This window comes from Nocardia sp. NPDC049707, from assembly GCF_040674855.1.
Classification (GTDB): Bacteria; Actinomycetota; Actinomycetes; order Mycobacteriales; family Mycobacteriaceae; genus Nocardia.
The window spans coordinates 38052-54843 of sequence record NZ_JBFANN010000039.1 but is presented as its reverse complement, the minus strand read 5'-3'; the positions used below and the strand labels follow the sequence as shown (position 1 = coordinate 54843).

8 protein-coding genes are annotated in these 16792 nt (G+C 66.6%); 6 read left to right on the top strand and 2 right to left on the bottom strand.

The features are described 5' to 3' along the window. Window positions 1-216 precede the first annotated feature (216 nt). Complete coding sequence (locus AB0J29_RS28045) at window positions 217-1827, bottom strand: DUF2207 domain-containing protein (protein ID WP_364792606.1); 1611 nt, start codon at window positions 1825-1827, stop codon at window positions 217-219. A gap of 316 nt (window positions 1828-2143) precedes the next feature. Between AB0J29_RS28045 and AB0J29_RS28040 the strand changes: the two genes are divergently transcribed. Together AB0J29_RS28040 and AB0J29_RS28035 are read left to right on the top strand one after the other, a co-directional pair. Further along, window positions 2144-3064, top strand: a complete 921-nt coding sequence (locus AB0J29_RS28040) for a neutral zinc metallopeptidase (protein WP_364792603.1) — start codon at window positions 2144-2146, stop codon at window positions 3062-3064. A 4-nt stretch (window positions 3065-3068) separates the two neighbouring features. After that, window positions 3069-4259, top strand: coding sequence for a neutral zinc metallopeptidase (locus AB0J29_RS28035; protein ID WP_364792600.1), 1191 nt, complete (start codon window positions 3069-3071; stop codon window positions 4257-4259). Between the two features lie 151 nt (window positions 4260-4410). Here the strand turns inward: AB0J29_RS28035 and AB0J29_RS28030 are convergent, their stop codons facing one another. Further along, the gene (locus AB0J29_RS28030) at window positions 4411-5235 is read right to left on the bottom strand and encodes a hypothetical protein (RefSeq protein WP_364792597.1); all 825 of its coding nucleotides are present in this window, start codon (window positions 5233-5235) and stop codon (window positions 4411-4413) included. A gap of 467 nt (window positions 5236-5702) precedes the next feature. Here AB0J29_RS28030 and AB0J29_RS28025 point away from each other — a divergent pair, with 467 nt between their 5' ends. From AB0J29_RS28025 to AB0J29_RS28010, 4 genes are all read left to right on the top strand, one after another. Further along, a complete protein-coding gene (locus AB0J29_RS28025; protein WP_364792594.1) occupies window positions 5703-8987 on the top strand; it encodes a DNA polymerase III subunit gamma and tau in 3285 nt (1094 codons plus the stop codon). Window positions 8988-9242: 255 nt separating this feature from the next. Further along, window positions 9243-10457 carry an acetyl-CoA C-acetyltransferase gene (locus AB0J29_RS28020; protein ID WP_364792591.1) on the top strand — a complete coding sequence of 405 codons (1215 nt, stop codon included), beginning with the start codon at window positions 9243-9245 and terminating at the stop codon, window positions 10455-10457. A 252-nt stretch (window positions 10458-10709) separates the two neighbouring features. Next, window positions 10710-12854, top strand: a complete 2145-nt coding sequence (locus tag AB0J29_RS28015; RefSeq protein ID WP_364792588.1) for a 3-hydroxyacyl-CoA dehydrogenase NAD-binding domain-containing protein — start codon at window positions 10710-10712, stop codon at window positions 12852-12854. A 333-nt stretch (window positions 12855-13187) separates the two neighbouring features. Then, complete coding sequence (locus AB0J29_RS28010) at window positions 13188-16784, top strand: protein kinase (protein ID WP_364792585.1); 3597 nt, start codon at window positions 13188-13190, stop codon at window positions 16782-16784. Window positions 16785-16792 lie beyond the last annotated feature (8 nt).

The window sequence follows — 16792 nt, the reverse complement described above, 5'->3', positions numbered from 1 at the left end:
GACCGCATCGTGCGGATCCAACCAGAACCGTTCTGGCCTCGCACGCACGACTGCGTTCGCCGCCGTCCGATGCAACCGGGATCTCCGGCTCGTCCTCCTCGGCTTTGTCACTGAGCGTGCCGATCGGTTGATACACCTCACCCGCGCGCTGGGACCAGAAGTCGTCTAGCCGACGAGTCGACTAGCCACCAAGTGGCCCGGCATCGTCACCCCGCGCTATGCGAAGAGTCCTTCAAGGGCGGTGATGAAGTAGGGGAAGTGGCCAGCGAAGCGTTGCAGGTTGCGGTCGCGTTCGAAGGTGCCGAACCAATAGAGGCCGGGCTGGGAGTCGGCGGCGAGGTTCAGGTCGCGGAAGGCGCGGATCCAGTTGTCGGCGCGGCCGACGATCACCATGAACGGCAGCGCTCTGGAGAAGACCAATTCCTGGTCGGCGGGCGGGATCTGGTCGCGGGTGGTGGCGTCGAGGCCGCGCTGCAAGCCGCGGATCTGGCGGACGAGTTCGCGGCCCTGGGCCGTGCGGACCGGTAGGAAGCGTGGCAGCAGTACGGTCGCGACGCCGGCGAGCAGGATCGCGACACCGACCAGTGCGCTGCCCGAGGTGAGCGCCAAGGCAACGGTCGCGGCGATACCGCCGACGATCAGTGCCCCACCCAACAGGACCGGCAGGCCGATGCGGGCCCGATCAATGAAGGCACCACGCTCGACCGCATCGGCCTGCATCGCGCTGCGCACCGGCTGCGACTGCACGCGGCCCGGCGCGCGCAACTGCCCGACGGTCACCGAATCGGTGCCGTCCGGTAGCACTGCGCGGTAGACCGCCTTCTCGTAATCGCGCAGTTGGTCATCGGGCGCGTTCACCCGATCGATGCGCCAATCGCTATCGCTGACCGGTGTGATCCAGATGTACCGGCGCACGGCGAGGTCGATCACCGTCGCGGCGATATCGCTCGGATCGACATGTTCGTCGAGCAATACGCCCGCCTCGCCGGGCAGAATGCCGTCCGGGGAGGTGAACTGGACCTGCCTACCGTCGCGCAGCAGCGGGTCGATCAGCTCCGAACTGGTTGCGGCGGCGGCGTTTTCCCGCCTGGTCTTGAACACGTAGGCCGCCATTGCGGCCAGTGCGAGCAGCAGCACACCGAACGCGACGAGCACCGGAGTCGTGAAGGAGAAGGCACCCGCCTCGCTGTTGTCACGAATATCGGCATTGGCGGGCACCGTGCCGGGCGGCAGCTGCAGCGTCAGGTCGATATTGTCGCCCTTGCGCAGGTCGGTCTGGCGCCAGTAGAGCACCCCGTCCGATTCGATCTGCAGATCGGAGCACTGCCGCAGATTACCGGGCGGGCCGAGTTTGCAGTCCACCACGCCCATTTCGTAGCTCGGGCTGATCAGGGATGCGTCGATCGATGCGACATCGGCATTGATGGTGCCGAGCCAGCGGAAGACCTGGGTGCCGGGTGCGTCGCTGACCGTGTTGTGGATCGCGTAGGTGAAGGTCGATTCACCCGGCTTGGCATCGATGGTGAACAGATCGTTCGCGACCGTGGCGGTGCCGGTGCCCTTGGTATCGATATCGGTGACTTTGAAGACGCGTTCGACGTCTTCGCCGACCTTGAGGCGCAGTGGCAGTGTCATTTTGAAGCTGCCGTCGGCGGGGACGACCACGTTCTCGGTGACCTCGAGCACGCCCTCGCGGCTCAGTTTCAGATCTGCGACGATATCGACGCCATCGGTTGCGGGCTCGGCGTGGGCAACCGGTGCGGCGGCCAGCATTCCCGCGGCGGCGAGAAGCAGCACGCTCGCGGTGCCCCCCCGTAAAGTCAGCATGACTGCCTACTCTAGACAAGTTGCTAAGCTGCGTCAGCGGCTGTAGGCGATCATGAGATGAGGGGGTACGGGGGACGTGACCCAACCACCATACGGCTACCGGCCGGTTCCGCCTGGTGGACAATCGGTTCCGCCGCGCCCCGGCGTCGGTTCGCCGCATGGGCAGCCCGGATATCGTCCAGCGCCGGGTCAGCCCGGATATGGCCAGCAGCCGGGTTATCCGCCCGGTTACGGCCAGCAGCCCAGTCATGCTCCGCCGCCCGGTTATGGCCAACAGCCTGGTCATCCGGCGCCCGGATACCGACAGCGTGTGCCGATGCCGCCGCCGATGCCCTACGGTCCCTCCGGACATCGGCGGCCGCAGAAACGCAAGGGCGGCGGCGGATGGATCGCGCTGCTGTTGATCGTCGTCTTCGTGGTCGCGGGTGGCCTGGTACGTGGCGCGATTTGGCACGGCAGGGGCAGCAATACCGCGTCCGGCGCCGCCCCGAGCATGACCTACACCCCGGATTCGAATGGCGGCGTAGCGGAGACCGGAACGAATCCACTGCTGACCGATCCGAACGCCACCTTGATCCCGGCGAAATGCGCTTACTCGCCGTGGAGCACGCGGGTGGACACCGCGCGCAAGTTCTTCGAGACCGCCGCGAGCTGCCTGGAGGCGGCGTGGAAACCCGTACTGGCACAGAAGAATCTGCCGTTCCAATCGCCGACACTGAATGTCAGCGCAAGCACGGACGGCATAACCACCCCGTGCACCGGTTCCACCAGTAATTTCGCCGCGTTCTACTGTCCGGCGAACAAGACGATCTACATGCCACTCAGCCAGCTGCAGACCGATCTGTTCAAGGACAACTGGATCATCTACCTGTCGGTCTTCGCGCACGAGTACGGCCACCACGTCCAGGCCATGTCCGGAATCCTGCGCAAGGCCAATAGCGATCGCGTAGACGCGGGCGTGCGCAGTGAAAAGGGGCTGGAGCTGTCGCGTCGAATCGAGTTGCAGGCCAACTGTTTCGACGGCATGTACGTCGGTTCCTCAGCCGATGGCGGTTCGTTGACCACGGCACAGATCACCCTTGCCCGCCGCGACGCACACGGCCGCGGTGACCAGCGCGGCGATATGCGCGATCACGGGACCGCGGACAACGGTGGCACCTGGTTCGAGATCGGCGTGGACAAAGGCCATGCGGCACAGTGCAATACATTCACCGCATCCGCCAGCTCGGTGTCGTGAGTAGATGACGCGGCCGCCCTACGGCCCTGGTTCGCCGCCCGCGTACCAGCCGGCACCGGGGTATCAACCCGCACCCGGTTATCAGCAACCGCCGGGATATGGTCCGCCACAGGGGTATCCGCCCGGTTACTGTCCGCCGTACGCGGCACCGTACGGCCCGCCGATACCGCATCAGCGGCCGGGTTATCCGCCGCGTCCGTACCCACCGCGCCGCCGGAGCTCGGGTGCGGGACTCAGCGCACTGTTCGGTGTGCTGACGGTCAGCGTCTTGGTCGTCGGACTGCTTGTCTCTTCGGCGATTGCGGCCGATAACGAGAAGAAGCGGCACCGTCCATCGGCCTACACCCCGCCGACGCCGAGCTACACCTACAACCCGCCGACGTCGTCGACCTCCGCCCCCAGCCCGACAACGCGCGCCGCGGCGGCGACCACCAGCCGCGCCGCCGCACCGACCACAACGAAACCCGCTGGGCCGCAACCGGTTGCCGCGCTCGGGGAGAATCCGCTGTTCAGCGATGACAGCTCCGGGTTGAGCAACGTCAACTGCGACTTCCCGCAATGGGCCCCCAATGTCGAGGCGGCGCTACCGTTCTTCCGAGCGGCGTCCGAGTGCCTCGGTCAGATGTGGCGGCCCGTACTTTCCGCTGCGAACTTGCCGTTCTCGGCACCGAGTTTGAGCGTCCCCGCGCGCGCCGCGGATGCGTCGTCACCGTGTGGTGGTAGCTCGGCGAATGTAGCTGCGTTCTATTGCTCGACGAACAAGACGATTTACCTGCCTGTGGATGCGGTGATCCGGAACGAGGACCCCAACGACTGGGCCATCTTCCTGACCGTATTCGCGCATGAATACGGTCACCATGTCCAGGCACTCAGCGGCATCTTGGCTAAGGCGCACAGCGATCGGTCCGACGCCGGGGCTCGCAGCGCGGCCGGGCTGGAGGTCGCGCGGCGGACGGAGTTGGAAGCCCAATGCTTCGCGGGCATGTTCACCGGGTCGGCCACTTACGTCGGAACGATCACCATGGCGCAGGCCCAGCGCATCCTCTCCGATAACTACCATCGTGGCGACAGCCCCGGTGACGCCCGAGACCATGGCACCGAACAGAGCTACGGCAACTGGTACGCCCAGGGGAACAGGTACAACCGGACGTTCCAGTGCAATACCTGGAAGGCGCCTTCGAACGAAGTTTCCTAGCTTCGATCAGTGATCGTCACCCTGCGGCTGCCCGAAAAGCCCTTGCCGAAGCGCCGCGGCGCATGTCCGTGCACCCCTTCGGCATACGCGGTCTCCGCTACCGAATGGTCACAGCGGCCCGAGCGCTGCTGGGCGTATCGGCCGAGACACTTCAGCGCCGCGCCTTCTTGGCCAAGGCGCGCAGGCCGCGTCGTCCGGGAACCGGCAGGTCGTCCTGCTCGGCCATCCATTCGGCGGTGGTGAGCCACCGGCGCTGGATGCGGGCGTCGGCGGTGTCGTGGAAGAGCCGGCGGCCGCGGTCGTCGCGCAGGTCGTGGGCGAGGGTGGACCAGCGCGGCGGGCGGTCGTGTTCGGCCTGATAGTCGCGCAGGTACATCGCGACGATCGTGCCGATCGTATTGACCGGTCGCAGCGAGACCCGGTTGCCGTACTTGGCGGAGTAGAAACGCCTTGCGGCACAAAGGGATCCGGGATTGGCATTGGAGGCTATCCAGCCGGCGCGCTGGGCGCGTTCGATCAGCCAGAGGTGTTTCACCGCGGTCGGGGCGATATCGCCGACCCGCTCCCGGATCAGTACCATCACCGGTTCGGACTGCAGCACGTCGCGTCGGGTAGGGCCGGTGCCATGTGCGATCCAGTAGTCCTCGGCCAGCCGGGCCAGTATGCGGCCGAAATCATCGATGCTGCGCTGAGCCCGGCGGCCGAGGCGTTCGATGCGTTCGGCCTCCCGGCGCATCTCGTTCTGCGCGGTGAGGGTGCGGATGGCTGCCATGGTCGGCACCTGGCCGCGCTCCAGAAGCTCGAGGATGGCGGCGGAGGTGGACGGATCGGCGGCCGCGGCCACCGGCAGCGAATCGCGCTTGATCGCGAAGTCCTGGGGGCTGATCGCTCGGCTGAGCAGGTCGACGGCGGCGTGGTCGTCGGCGAAATCTGTGCTCGAAAGCCAGGCGGCGGCGATGTGGTCACACGACGGCACGGTGGAAATATCCTCCGGTGGGAGTGGTGTGAGTTCGGCGGAAAGCGCCGTAAATTGTGGAGCTCAGGTTGTGCCCCGGTCGGGATGAGGGACCGGCCGGGGCCACCAACCTGATGAAGGTTTGGCTACCGAAGTTGCCGATAACCACGGTAGCCAGGCGATTGCATCGATGTCATGCTGGTTGATTGATTCGTTATCTCCGCAAATAGATCTCGAACCGGGGCGTGAGTTCAGCTAATCGCCGTCAATTGCACTGGACGGGCGCCAAAATTCGCTCTTCATCCGTTCTGGATCTTCGATTGCTTCAACTTTGCCGGCTTCGGCGCTGATCAGTGGGGGCTAACAGAGATTCGAGCATCATGTGATCTACATCACATATCTGACGGGAAGTGCCTGTCAGCACGCCGCGCCCGGCCTGTTGGTCGAGGGGAATGTGCTTTGTCGGTGGGCGCCGGTAACCTCTGGCCGTGGCTCTGTACCGGAAGTACCGACCGGCAACGTTCGCTGAAGTGGTGGGTCAGGAGCACGTCACCGACCCGCTGAGTATCGCGCTCGACACCGGTCGCATCAGTCATGCCTATCTGTTCTCCGGTCCCCGGGGCTGTGGCAAGACCTCCTCGGCACGCATCCTTGCGCGCTCGTTGAACTGTGTACAGGGCCCGACCTCGACACCATGCGGCGTCTGCCCGTCGTGTGTGGCGCTCGGTCCGGGTGGGCCGGGCAATCTCGATGTGATCGAACTGGACGCGGCGAGTCACGGCGGTGTCGACGACACCCGTGAACTGCGCGATCGGGCCTTCTACGCGCCCGCGGAGTCGCGGTATCGGGTGTTCATCGTCGACGAGGCGCATATGGTCACCACCGCCGGGTTCAATGCGCTGCTCAAGATCGTCGAGGAGCCGCCGGCCCACCTGATCTTCATCTTTGCCACCACCGAGCCGGACAAGGTGCTGCCCACCATCCGCTCCCGCACACACCACTACCCGTTCCGGCTGCTGCCGCCCGCGACCATGCGCGGACTGCTCGGCAAGATCTGCGAGCAGGAGCAGGTGCCGGTCGAGGAGGCGGTGTACCCGTTGGTGATTCGCGCGGGCGGTGGATCGCCGCGCGACAGCCTCAGTGTGCTCGACCAGCTGCTCGCGGGCGCCGGCCCCGAGGGCATCACCTACGCGCGGGCGGTTTCGCTGCTCGGCGTCACCGATGTCGCGCTGATCGACGATGCGATCGACGCGCTCGCCGCCAGCGATGGTGCCGCCCTCTTCGGCACCATCGACCGCGTCATGGAGGCGGGCCACGATCCGCGCCGTTTCGCCGTTGACCTGCTGGAGCGCCTGCGCGATCTGATCTTGCTGCAAGCCGTCCCCGACGCCGCCGACCGCGGCCTGGTCTCCGGCCCCGGCGATGTCCTGGAGCGCCTGCGCGAACAGGCCGAACGCACCGGCCCGGCTACCCTGGCCCGGCACGCCGAACTCCTGCACGAAGGCCTCGGCGACATGCGCGGCGCCACTGCCCCGCGCCTCCTGCTCGAAATCGTCTGCGCCCGGATGCTCCTCCCATCGGTGTCCGACGCCGAATCCGCAACCCTGCAACGTCTGGAGCGCCTCGAACGCGGCATAGCCACCGGAGCGATCACCCCAACCGCCCCGGCCCAGCCCACCGACTCGGCGCCTGCCCCGGCCCAGCCAGCGGCCACTCAGTCGGCCCCGCCCCGCGCCTTCAACGAACCGCCACGCCGCCGAGGCGCGGAACTCCTCGCCGCCGCCCGCCGCGAAAAAGACGCCACTCGCGCGGGCACGAGCTCGGCGAGTGGCCCGGCGCAGGCTGGTGGCCCGGCGCAGGCTGGTGGCCCGGCGCAGGCTGGTGGCCCGGCGCAGGCTGGTGGCTCGGCGCAGGCTGGTGGCTCGGCGCAGGCTGGTGGCTCGGCGCAGGCTGGTGGCTCGGCGCAGGCTGGTGGCCCAGGGGCGAGCCTGCCTGCGGAGCGTGCGGCGGCTGCGGAGCAGCAGTCGACTGTTGGGCGTGGTAACGAGGCGGCGGGACCGGTGGGTGGGCAGGACGCGGCCGATCGCGAGAACGCAACTGTCGAGTACGGCATTGATAGCCAAAACTTGGCTGGCGGGCAGGATCCGGCGGTCGGACAGAGCGCTGGGGTAGCGCAGGCAGCGGAGGCTGCGGCCGAGCGTCAGCAGTCGGCTGCCGGGCAGAGCGCGGCCGTAGGGCAAGGCGATGCGGAGGCGGGATTCGCTTTCGTGCCGGGCGATTCGACCGCGGAGCGCGGTGACACACAGACAGGTGCGGCTCCGAACCGTACGGCCGTCGACCGGGATTCGAGCACCGGACAGGTCGGCGCGCCAGCGTCAGCCGGAGTTGATACTGCGGCCGGGACAAGCGGTGCAGCTGTCGATGCGGTGTCCGAGGGACAAGCACGATTCGCTGCTTCGCCGGAGGTTGGCGCTGCGCCGGTCGATGGCGCCCGAGGTGCGGCTGCCGCCTCGTCCTCGGCCGTCGAGTCTGCGGACCGAGCCGCCCGGCCCGGTCGCGTTGGGGCCGAGTTTGCTGGTGGCGCGGGTTCGGTGGCCGCTGGTGGATTGTTGGAACCCGAAGGGGTGCAGGCAGTCTCCGATACAACTGCATCGCCGGAGCGCGACTCCGCTGGTGCGGCGGCGTCGAATTCGGAAGCTGCGTGGTCGATTTCGGCCCAGCAGTCCGAGCGAGGTGCGCAGAGGCGGGTGGCGTCCGGGGCCGGCGCATCGGCGCACGCGAGCGAGCCGATGAGTGCCGCGGCGCAGGAAGACGCTGCGGTGCGTGGTGTCGGGGATCGCACCGGAGCTGGTGCGGCCCCACAAGTGAATGAGTCGACGACCGAGGCGGGCTCGGGTGCTGCGGGCGTGGGGCCTGCTGCCGTGCGGCAGGGTGGTGCGGCGGAGCAGGGCGTCTCGCAAGGTGCGGCGGCGGAGCAGGGCGGCGCGCAAGGTGTCGTACAGCAGGGTGGTTCGCAAGGTGCGGCGGCCGAGCTGAGCGGTGCGGACGCTGGACAGCGGCAGGGCGGGGATGCGGATCTGCTGCGGACGGTGGAGGGGGCCTGGGGGGAGATTCGGGCGAAGGTTCGAGAATTCGGACCAACCGTGCAGGCGTTGTTGTCGGGGGCGTCGGTGTCGCGGATCGAGGGGGAGGTGATCGTATTCGCGCATCAGCATGCGCCATTGGCGCAGCGGCTGTCGGATCCACGGAATGTGGAGGCGGTGCGGTCGGCGGTGCGCGCCGTGCTCGGTAGCGATCATCCGGTGCGATGGGAGGCTGGTGGGGCCGCGCCTCGGTCCGCGGCTGCCGCGCCGAAGGCGAACCGGGGGCGTGGTCAGGCCGGGCAGCAGCCCACTAATGCGCCGGGACGTGACTCCGGCAATCCGGGACGTGGTTCGGATGCGCTGCCGCGGTTCTCGCGGCCGAGCCAGGCCAGGGTGGCGGCCGCCGATCCGGCGGGTACGGGTCAGCGGTCCGCGCCGAGTGGTGACGCCCGGTCGTTCCGCGGCGACGACGATATTCCGCCGCCCGATTACCCGGATCTACCGGATGATCCGGGACCGATGGATTACGCGCCGATAGATGGCGTCCCGCCACCCTCCACACCGGAGGAGGAGCAGGAAATGCTGGCCGAATCGCAGACCCCGGTGGCGCCCGGGGATCGGCGCGATCCGGATGAGGTCGCCTTGGAGTTGCTCAAAAGTGAGCTGGGTGCCACACGGCTGGACAGTTGACAACCATCGTTCACAGGACGTTAAGTTAACCGGAGTTCGCGCTCGACGGTAGTATGAACGGGTAGCCGCGAGCTGCGGTGTGGCGACGTTCTATGGTATGCGCAGGCATGCGTGTCCATAGGGACTTGTTATCACCGCTGCTTGTCGACTTTTGTACAGCGTCAGGACGGTCGGTCTCCGGGTCGACCGGCGAGGTCACTCGCATGGACGGACGAATGTTCGGCCGTCGCACCCTTAAGGAAGGAAAACTCCGATATGACCACTGAGGCCTACATTTACGAGGCCATCCGCACCCCGCGCGGACGCGGCAAGAAGAACGGTTCGCTGCACTCGGTCAAGCCGATCGACCTGACTGTTGGTCTGATCCAGGAGCTGCGCGGCCGTTTCCCGAACCTCGACGAGGACCGGATCTCCGACCTGATCCTGGGCGTGGTCGCACCGGTGGGTGACCAGGGCGCCGATATCGCCCGCACCGCCGTGACCGTGTCCGGCCTGCCCGACACCGTCGGCGGCTTCCAGCTCAACCGCTTCTGCGCCTCCGGCCTCGAGGCCGTCAACCTGGCCGCGCAGAAGGTTCGCTCCGGCTTCGACGACCTGGTCATCGCCGGTGGTGTGGAGTCCATGTCCCGTGTGCCGATGGGCTCCGACGGTGGCGCCTGGGCTCTGGACCCGGCCACCAACTACGACACCTACTTTGTCCCGCAGGGTGTTTCGGCCGACCTGATCGCCACTATGGAGGGCTTCAGCCGCGATGACGTCGACGCCTACGCGGTGCGCTCGCAGGAACTCGCCGACAAGGCGTGGACCGGCGGCTACTTCGCCAAGTCCGTCGTCCCGGTCAAGGACCAGAACGGCATCATCGTGCTCGACCACGACGAGCACCGCCGTCCCGGCACCACCGCGGAGGACCTCGCCAAGCTGAATCCGTCCTTCGCCGCGGTCGGCGAGATGGGCGGCTTCGACGCGGTCGCGCTGCAGAAGTACTACTTCGTCGAGAAGATCAACCACGTCCACCACGGTGGCAACAGCTCGGGCATCGTCGACGGCGCCGCGCTGGTGCTGGTCGGTTCGGAAGAGGCGGGCAAGGCCTCCGGCCTGACCCCGCGTGCGCGCATTGTCGCGACCGCCACCAGCGGCGCCGACTCCACCATCATGCTGACCGGTCCGACTCCGGCCGCCAAGAAGGCGCTGGCCACGGCGGGCCTGACCATCGACGACATCGACCTGGTCGAGATCAACGAGGCCTTCGCCTCTGTGGTGCTGAAGTTCCAGAAGGATCTGCAGATCCCGGATGAGAAGCTGAACGTCAACGGCGGCGCGATCGCGATGGGCCACCCACTCGGCGCCACCGGCGCCATGATCACCGGCACCATGGTCGATGAGCTGGAGCGCCGCAACGGCCGCTACGCGCTGATCACCCTCTGCATCGGTGGCGGCATGGGCGTCGCCACGATCATCGAGCGCGTCTGAAAACCCAACCGACAGCTGAGAATTCGCGCGGCATGAGCGTCCGGCCCGAAGGAACCCAGGGGGGCCGTCAAGGCGGTACCCCGCAAGAAATACGCGCGCACGCAGGGCCCGCGAATGCCGCCATTGAACCGGCGGCATGAGCGTCAGGCCCGAAGGAACCCAGGGGAGCCGTCAAGGCGGTACCCCGCAGGGAATACGCGCGCACGCAGGGCCCGCGAATGCCGCCATTGAACAACAAGGAGACAAAGAGCTGTGAGCGAAACCAACATGATCGGTTGGGAGCAGGATTCGGACGGCATCGTCGTTTTGACGATGGACGACCCGAACCAGGGCGCCAACACGATGAACGAGCTGTACAAGACGTCGATGGCGGCCACCGTCGACCGGCTGGAGGCCGAGAAGGACAACATCACCGGCGTGGTGCTCACCTCGGCGAAGAAGACCTTCTTCGCCGGCGGCGACCTGAAGAACATGATGAAGGTCGGCCCGGAAGACGGCCAGGCCCTCATGGATGAGCTCGGCACCATCAAGTCGGCGCTGCGCCGGCTGGAGACCCTGGGCAAGCCGGTCGTCTCGGCGATCAACGGCGCCGCCCTCGGCGGTGGCCTGGAGATCACCCTCGCGACCCACTACCGCATCGCCGCGGATGTGCCGGGCGTGCAGCTCGGCCTGCCCGAGGTGACCCTGGGTCTGCTGCCCGCCGGTGGCGGTGTCATCCGCACCGTGCGCATGTTCGGCCTGCAGGGCGCGCTGATGCAGTTCCTGCTGCAGGGCAACAAGTACCGTCCGGCAAAGGCCAAGGAGGTCGGCCTGATCAACGAGGTCGTCGGCTCGGTCGCGGAGCTGGTGCCCGCTGCCAAGGCGTGGATCAAGGCCAACCCGGAGGGTGGCGTACAGCCCTGGGACAAGAAGGGCTTCAAGATTCCGGGCGGCACTCCGTCCAGCCCGGCCTTCGCCGCCAACCTCCCTGCCTTCCCTGCCAACCTGCGCAAGCAGCTCAAGGGCACCAACATGCCCGCACCGCGCGCCATCATGGCGGCCGCGGTCGAGGGGTCGCAGGTCGATATCGACAATGCGTCGCTGATCGAATCGCGCTACTTCGTCTCGCTGCTGACCGGCCCGGTCGCGAAGAACATGATCCAGGCGTTCTTCTTCGACCTGCAGTCGATCAACAACGGCGGTTCGCGGCCCAAGGATGTCCCGAAGAAGGAGATCCGCAAGGTCGGCGTGCTCGGCGCGGGCATGATGGGTGCCGGCATCGCCTACGTTTCGGCCAAGGCGGGCTACGAGGTCGTGCTCAAGGACGTGACCATCGAGGCGGCCGAGCGCGGCAAGAACTACTCCGAGAAGATCGAGGCCAAGGCCCTCTCTCGTGGTAAGACCACCGAGGAGAAGTCCAAGGCGCTGTTGGGCCGGATCAAGCCGACCGCGGATGTGGCCGACTTCGCCGGTGTCGACTTCGTTATCGAGGCGGTCTTCGAGAACACCGAGCTCAAGCACAAGGTGTTCCAGGAGATCGAGGACACCGTCACCCCGGACGCGCTGCTGGGCTCGAACACCTCCACCCTGCCGATCACCGGTCTGGCGACCGGTGTGAAGCGCCAGGAGGACTTCATCGGCATCCACTTCTTCTCGCCGGTCGACAAGATGCCGCTGGTGGAGATCATCAGGGGCGAGAAGACCTCCGATGAGGCGTTGGCCCGGGTATTCGACTACACCCTCGCGATCAAGAAGACCCCGATCGTCGTCAATGACAGCCGCGGCTTCTTCACCTCGCGGGTGATCGGCACCTTCGTCAACGAGGCGATCGCCATGCTCAAGGACGGCATCGAGCCCGCCGCCATCGAGCAGGCCGGTCTGCAGGCGGGCTACCCCGCCGCGCCGCTGCAGCTGTCGGACGAGCTGAACCTGACGCTGATGCAGAAGATCGCCAAGGAGACCCTTGCGGCCGCCGAGAAGGCGGGCAACCCCGTGAAGCGGCACCCGGCGCAGGATGTCATCAACTACCTGGTCGAGCAGGGGCGCCCGGGTCGTCTGGGCAAGGCCGGTTTCTACGAGTACGACGAGGACGGCAAGCGTATCGGCCTGTGGCAGGGGCTGCGTGAGCACTTCCAGACCACCGCCGGCTTCGGTGTGCCGCTGCAGGATCTGATCGACCGCATGCTGTTCATCGAGGCGATCGAGACCCAGAAGTGCTTCGACGAGGGTGTGCTGACCACCACCGCCGACGCCAATATCGGCTCGATCTTCGGCATCGGCTTCCCGGCCTGGACCGGTGGTGTGCACCAGTTCATCGTCGGCTACCCGGGTGGCCAGGCGGCCTTCGTGGAGCGTGCGGACTACCTCGCCAAGACCTACGGCGAGCGTTTCGAGGTTCCGGCCTCGCTGCGCAAGTAGTCTCGCGGTAATTCGCAACACCAAAGCCCGCCACCGCTTTTCGCGGTGGCGGGCTTTCGCCGTTTCCGCCGTCGTCACCTCGAGAACGTCATGGAGCGGATCTCATTTCGCTACGATCAGACGACGCGGCCCGCCGCCGAGCGTTGAGCGGACTGCACCACGCTGCGCGGTTGCGCGACGCCGTTTCGAAAGCCACCCACTCGGGTTGATACCGCGCTACGTTGGAGTATGCAGAGGCATTTCGGGCATCGCGAGAGCGTTTCGCGATGTCCGATGTCGGTGTGCTTCTTGATTGCCGGTGACGCCGATTCGATGTGAATTCGAGGTGGTCACATGACTCCACAGATGCGTTCGGGCAAGGTAAACGACAAGGTGAACACCGGGTCGACTCCGGCCGGATCGGACACACAGCGACAAGCGCCCATCGAGATCGTCGATGAGTTGGAGGCGATGGGCCTGTCGGGTGCTGTCGAGATCGGCCGGGGCGGGTTCGGGGTGGTCTATCGCTGTATCCAGTACACGCTGAACCGGGTGGTCGCGGTCAAGGTGCTCTCCTCGGAGATCGATGCCGAGAGCCGGGAGCGATTCCTGCGCGAGGAGCAGGCGATGGGTCGGCTGTCCGGCCATCCGAATATCGTCGACATCCTGCAGGTCGATGTCACCCCGACCGGTCAGCCGTTCATTGTGATGCCCTACAGCACCCGGGGTTCGCTCGAGCAGCTCATTCAGGAACAGGGGCCGCTCACCTGGACGGATTCGCTCCGCGCCGGGGTCAAGTTGGCCGGTGCGATCGAGAGCGCGCATCGGGCCGGGATCCTGCACCGGGACGTCAAACCGGCGAATGTCCTGCTCAGCGCATACGGCGAACCGCAACTGACGGATTTCGGAATCGCCCGGATCCCGGGAGGTTTCCGCACCTCCAGCAGTTTGATCACCGGCTCACCCGCCTTCACCGCGCCCGAGGTGCTCAAGGGCGACGACCCGACCGTTCGCTCCGATGTGTACGGACTCGGCTCGACGCTGTTCGCCCTGCTGACCGGCCATGCCGCCTTCGAACGGCAATCGGGGGAGAAGGTGGTCGCGCAATTCCTGCGGATCACCACCCAGTCGGTGCCGGATCTACACGGCCACGACCTTCCCGACGATGTCGCCGACGCCATCCAGTATGCGATGGATACCGATCCGACTAAGCGGCCCACCTCGGCGTTCGAGTTCGGTGAGCTGCTGCGCACGGTGCAGCACGACCACGATCAGATGCCCGACGAGATGGCGCTATTGGATACCTCGGTGGTGGCGCCGGACGAGGCGGAGCAGCAGAACGCGACCGAGGCGACGGTGTCGCGACCGGCGGTGACCGCACGCCGCAGTTGGCCGTTGACATTGCGTCCCGCGGTCTCACAACATCCGGACAACTCGACCGTGGTCGTGCCGACTGTGCCGCCGACGGCCGCGACCAAATTCCGCCCGCCGACTCCGGCCAGGGAGCCGGTTCCGCGCCCGCGTCTGCTGGACACGCTGCGTGCCGGTGGCCGCCGCCGGCTCGCGGTTATCCACGCACCGGCCGGTTTCGGTAAGAGCACGGTGGCGGCGCAGTGGCGCAACGAACTGACCGATGCCGGGGTCCCGGTGGCCTGGCTCGGCATCGACCAGGACGACAATAACGAGATCTGGTTCCTGGCCCATCTCATCCAGGCGATTCGCCGGGTCCGACCGGATATCGGCGAGGGTTTGGATCAGGTGCTCGAGGAACGGCCCGCCGATGCGGCCGCCTATGCCATCTCCACGCTGATCGATGAGATCCACGCCGGCGCGACCACCGTCGTTGTCATCGTGGACGACTGGCACCGGGTCAGCGATGCGGGCGCGCGGCGGGCGATGGATGCGTTGCTGGACAACGGATGTCACCATCTGCGCTACGTGGTGACCAGTCGAGAGCAGTCGGGCCTGCCGACCAGCCGGATGCGGGTACACGACGAACTGGTCGAGATCGGCTCCTCGGCACTGCGCCTGACCATCGCGGAGACCGAGGAAATCCTGGTGCAACGCAACGGTTTCGCACTCACCGATAACCAAATCGAGGAGATCCACACCGCCACTGACGGCTGGCCCGCCGCGGTCCAACTGGTGAGTTTGTCATTGCGTGGCAATGCCGATCCGGAGAGTTTGATCGCCAATCTGGCCGAGGGCAGTCACGGCATCCGCGAGTATCTCGCCGAAAACGTGTTGGACACCCTCGAACCCAAGATGCTCGACTTCCTGACCTCGATCTCGATCACCGAGCGGGTCTGCGGTTCGCTGGCCTCGGCGCTGTCGGACGAGCCGGACGGCGAATCGATGTTGGAGCAGGCCGAGCAGCGCGAGTTGTTCGTCCGGCGCATTGCCCACGATCCGGAGTGGTTCCGGATGCAGCCGCTGTGCGCCGAACATCTGCGGGCGCGCTTGGAGCGGTCGGATCCGGCCAAGTTGAAGGAATTGCACCGCAAGGCATCTCGCTGGTATTCCGAACATCAGCAGCTGCGCAAGGCGGTCGATCACGCGCTCGCGGCGACGGATCTGACGATGGCGCTGGATCTGCTCGAGAGCGGCGGCATGGACCTCATCGACAAGTCCTGCCTCGCTACGCTGCTCGGCACGGTATCGAAACTGCCGGTGCAGCAGGTCGCTTCGCGATCGAAACTGCTGATGGCCGTGGCCAGGGCGAATGTGAATCTGCAGGAGTCGAGTGCGGCGCGCCAGGCCCTTGGCCGATTGTCCAATGTGCTGGCGCGCGGGTCGTCCACCGACGCCGATCTGGACCGGCAGCGCTGCCAGGCCGCGGTGCTCGCGGCCTCGGATCAGATCGCGAATGACCACACCGAGGGGGTGCTCGACCGGGTGGCCGAATGCCTGGAAAAGCCCGATGAACTACCCGCCTGGACCGTATCAGCCGCCGCGAATCTGACCGCCTTCGTGCGGTTGTGCGAATTCGATTTCGATGGCGCGCGCGAAATCCAGGAATGGGCGGCGCCGTATCACGCCCGATCCAAGGATCCGCTCGGCGAGGTGTTCGGACTGTGCGGAAAGGGTGCCGCGGCGTATGAACAGCTCGATATCCCCGCTGCCACAAGTTGTTTCCAGCAGGCGTGGGAGACCGCGCGGGAGAAGTCGGGACCGCGCTCGCATGCGGTGCGGGTGGCCGCGGCGCTGCTCGGCGAAATGAATTACCGCCGAGGCGATCTGGATACCGCCGATCAGCTGCTCGACGACAGTCATCAGTTGGTCACCCGGATCGGGCCGGTGGACTTCCTCATCTCCACCTTCGTGATCGGCGCCAGGGTCAAGGCCGCGCTCGGCGATCTGTACACCGCGACCGTCCGGCTCGACGAAGGTGATCGAATCGCCGCCGATAACAGGCTGGTTCGGCTCGCCGCGCATATTCGCGCCGAGCGGCTGCGCCTGGGACTGCTGACCGATACCGCGACCCGGCGGGTCGCCGACGCCGCTGCCGGATACGAATCGGATATCTCCGGAACCATCCACCAGGCCCATCGGATGACGGGCGCGGCGGCATTGGCCGCCGAGGCGGAGGAGATCGCCGCGATCCGCGCACTGTTGTCCGAAGGTCAGTTGCGCGCCGATGATCGCGCCGTGCGCCGGGCCCGCGCGCTACACGGTCGGATGGCCGAACAGCATCGTCCGCGTGCGGAATTGGATACCGTACTGCTGCTCGCCGAATGTCTGGCCGCCTCCGGCTGGGTCGGTGAGGCCACCGGACTGCTGCTGCCCGCGGCCGCCACCTGCGCCGAATATGGTTGGACCATGCCACTTTTGGATGCGGGCCCCGCTGTGCTCGGCATCCTGCGCGTGCTGCGCACCGAAATGCGCACCACACCACGACAACCCGGCGAAACGACACTGCCCGCCCTATTCCTGGATGAACTCCTGGGCTAGGACGGGCC

Coding starts and splice junctions, on each gene's coding strand:
- AB0J29_RS28045 (WP_364792606.1), bottom strand. CDS start 1,827: ATGCTGACTTTACGGGGGGGCACCGCGAGCGTGCTGCTTCTCGCCGCC.
- AB0J29_RS28040 (WP_364792603.1), top strand. CDS start 2,144: ATGCCGCCGCCGATGCCCTACGGTCCCTCCGGACATCGGCGGCCGCAG.
- AB0J29_RS28035 (WP_364792600.1), top strand. CDS start 3,069: ATGACGCGGCCGCCCTACGGCCCTGGTTCGCCGCCCGCGTACCAGCCG.
- AB0J29_RS28020 (WP_364792591.1), top strand. CDS start 9,243: ATGACCACTGAGGCCTACATTTACGAGGCCATCCGCACCCCGCGCGGA.
- AB0J29_RS28010 (WP_364792585.1), top strand. CDS start 13,188: ATGACTCCACAGATGCGTTCGGGCAAGGTAAACGACAAGGTGAACACC.